Origin of the sequence: Caballeronia sp., from assembly GCF_049581465.1 — a bacterium.
In the GTDB taxonomy this organism is placed as follows: domain Bacteria; phylum Pseudomonadota; class Gammaproteobacteria; order Burkholderiales; family Burkholderiaceae; genus Caballeronia.
The window spans coordinates 1-2114 of sequence record NZ_JBAUSA010000694.1 but is presented as its reverse complement, the minus strand read 5'-3'; the positions used below and the strand labels follow the sequence as shown (position 1 = coordinate 2114).

Here is a 2114-nt window from a genome sequence, read left to right as displayed (position 1 = left end):
CCTCGCCGGCTTTCACCTGGCTGCCGATATCGACACGCCACGATTTCAGGTACCCCGAGACCCGCGCATAGATGGGTGCGCTGGTGAAGGCCTCCAGTCGGCCCGGCAGGGCCAGCAAGCCGCCCGGCGCCTCCTTGGCAGGTATCACCACATTCACGGACGGTATCGCCTGAGTTTCCGTCCAGTCCTTGAGTTGACGATCATCTTTCACGCGAAGTGCAATGCCACCAACGACGATGATGATGGCGAGCACACCACCGATAATCGCTACGTACGAAAGCTGGCGTTGCGGCAGCGCCGCCTCACGCGGGGTGGGTTCAAACGACATGAGTCGGACCTCCAGGAATCGGTGCGGGCGCAGCGTGACCCCGATGCGAATGGAATATGCAAAAGACGGCGGGCACCAGGAACAGCGTGGCGACAGTCGCGAACAGCAGTCCGCCAATCACCGCGCGGCCCAGCGGCGCGTTCTGCTCGCCGCCCTCGCCGAGTGCGAGCGCCATCGGAGACATGCCGATGATCATGGAGAGAGCCGTCATTAGGACGGGACGGAAGCGGGTGCTGCCCGCTTCGAGCGCTGCCTTGAATGCGTCGCCGTGTTCAGCGAGACGTTCACGGCAAAAACTCACGACCAAAATGGCATTGGCGGTCGCAACCCCCATGCACATGATGGCGCCGGTCAAGGCAGGAACCGACAAAGTGGTGTGCGTCGCAAACAGCATCCAAACAATGCCGGCCAGCGCCCCAGGCAAAGCAGTGACAATCACCAGCGGATCGGTCCACGACTGGAAATTGATCACGATAAGCAGGTAGATCAAAACGACCGCGCCGAGCAGCCCGAAGAGCAGGTCGCCGAACGCGCTGTTCATGGTCTGGACCTGACCGAGCAGCACGACCTTCGCGCCCTTCGGCACACCCGCGGCATGCGCGGCAACAATCTCGTGGATGCCTGCGGCAACCGCGCCAAGATCTCTTCCCTGGGTCGTGGCGAAGATCTCCACCATGGGCTGGACGTTGTAGTCGCTGACGACTTCGTTAGCGGCGGTGCGATGGATAGTGGCCACGCCGGCGAGGATCTGGCCGTCGTTTGCCGCCGCGCCAGCGCCTGTAACGGGCAGATTCATCAAGGACGGCAGCGAATCGAGACCGTATTGCGGCGTCTGCACCACAATTGGATATTCAACGCCATTGGCCGGGTTGAGCCAGTACGTCGGTGCGATCTGCCCCGATCCCGCCAGGTGCACGACCAGGCTGTTGGTGACATCGCGTTCGGTGATCCCCTGAAGCTGCGCATGGACACGATCGACGTCGATATTGAACTGGGGACTCGCCTGCGATTGCTCGATACGGGCGTCGACCACTCCGGGAATATGCCGGATCTCACGCAGCAGCACGTTCGCGTAGGCAAAATCGGCCGGCAGATTCCTGCCGCGAACTTGAAGGTCGATCGGCGCGGGCGAGCCGAAGTTCAGGATCTGACCGACGATGTCCGCAGGCGGGAACGAGAATGTGACGCCTGGAAACGCGCGCGGCAACTGCTCGCGCAACGTGCGAACGTACCCCGCCGTGGGGTGATGGCCTTCGTTTAGCGAGATCTGAATATCTCCGTCTTGCGGGCCAATCGTTCCCGTGTTGTTGTAGGCGGTATTGATGGAGCTGGTTGACAGTCCCATGTTGTCGACCACCGTGCCGAGCTCGGATCTCGGAATCGTTTCCCGCACGCGGTTTTCCACTTCCGCGAAGATCTCAGACGTTGTCTCGATACGCGTACCGATCGGCGCACGCACGTGCAACAGGATCTGGCCGGCGTCGACATCCGGGAAGAAGTTGCGCCCTAGAAACGGCACCAGCGCGAACGACAGCAGGACGAAGCCGAAGAACCCCAAGACAAACATACGACGATGCTTCAACAGCAGCTCGAGTATCCCGCTGTAGTTCATGCGAATACGCTCGAAACCCCGCTCGAATCCGCGCTGAAACCGCACCAGCGGGTTGGAGGAAACGCGAGGCCCTTGTTGGTGATCGTGCTCTTGTTTGTTGTCCTGAGCGTGGGGCTTGAGCAGGAATTTGGCCATCGTGGGGACGAGGGTTCGCGACAGGATGAACGACGAGAT

General features: G+C 61.2%; 1 protein-coding gene and 1 pseudogene. Both read right to left on the bottom strand.

What is annotated here, in order from left to right:
• Positions 1-328, bottom strand: a pseudogene (locus tag WCA53_RS17080) (efflux RND transporter periplasmic adaptor subunit); the annotation flags it as partial.
• Positions 318-2114: efflux RND transporter permease subunit (locus tag WCA53_RS17075; protein ID WP_423912882.1), on the bottom strand; the 1797-nt coding region annotated here is incomplete at its 5' end. The gene WCA53_RS17075 and the pseudogene WCA53_RS17080, both read right to left, overlap by 11 nt.